This is a genomic window from Ligilactobacillus salitolerans (genome assembly GCF_003864415.1).
In the GTDB taxonomy this organism is placed as follows: domain Bacteria; phylum Bacillota; class Bacilli; order Lactobacillales; family Lactobacillaceae; genus Ligilactobacillus; species Ligilactobacillus salitolerans.
Genome location: NZ_BFFP01000137.1, coordinates 1 through 313, shown reverse-complemented (window position 1 = coordinate 313; position 313 = coordinate 1). Strand labels below are relative to the sequence as shown.

Sequence of the window (313 nt, the reverse complement as noted above, 5' to 3'; positions counted from 1 at the left end):
GGTCCCAATATTCTTCCACTGCTTCCAGATATACTGGCGAATACGCGAGCGCAACCATTCATCTAGATGTTGAAGAAAGATTTTCATCTTCCCGATAGAGTAATATTGGATCCAGCCCTGCATTTTCTGCTTGATTTCTTGCAAGATCTTATCAAGGCTGACGCCTCGATTTCTCTTGGTGATTCTTTTCAGTTCTTGTTTAATTCTTTGCTTGGCCTTTTGATGAGGGCGCGGATAGGCGCCATTGCGCCCCACACTCAGAGAAAAGCCCAGAAACTTCAGCCTTAAGGGAGAGCCGACTTGTGTCTTCTCT

General features: G+C 45.7%; 1 protein-coding gene. It reads right to left on the bottom strand.

The window, feature by feature from the left end; genetic code table 11:
- Positions 1-313: group II intron maturase-specific domain-containing protein (locus LFYK43_RS12390; RefSeq protein ID WP_305775334.1), on the bottom strand; the 313-nt coding region annotated here is incomplete at both ends.